Origin of the sequence: Achromobacter sp. SIMBA_011 (assembly GCF_046535435.1) — a bacterium.
GTDB classification, from domain to species: Bacteria; Pseudomonadota; Gammaproteobacteria; order Burkholderiales; family Burkholderiaceae_B; genus Achromobacter; species Achromobacter dolens.
The window spans coordinates 1-273 of the sequence record NZ_JAWRWN010000427.1 but is presented as its reverse complement, the minus strand read 5'-3'; the positions used below and the strand labels follow the sequence as shown (position 1 = coordinate 273).

Sequence of the window (273 nt, the reverse complement as noted above, 5' to 3'; positions counted from 1 at the left end):
CCGCGCGGAAGCTGGCGCCGGCCCTGGTGGCGGGCAATACAGTGGTCCTCCTGTCCCATGAGGTCACGCCGCTTTCGGGGTTGTTTCTGGCGCTGCTGGCCGACGAGGCGGGTCTTCCAGCGGGTGTGTTCAATGTTGTTACCGGGCGTGGGCCATTGGTTGGCCGCGCTCTGGTGCAAAGTCGGGTGACGTCTCTTGTGACGATGACCGGCAGCACGCGCGCCGGCAAGGAGATCTTCGCCACTGCCGCCGAAACCCTGAAGGTGCTCCGCC

The 273-nt window shown here is 66.3% G+C and carries 1 protein-coding gene; it reads left to right on the top strand.

The window, feature by feature from the left end; translation table 11 throughout:
- A partial coding sequence (locus SB816_RS31570) for an aldehyde dehydrogenase family protein (RefSeq protein ID WP_410548191.1) occupies window positions 1–273 on the top strand: 273 nt, incomplete at both ends.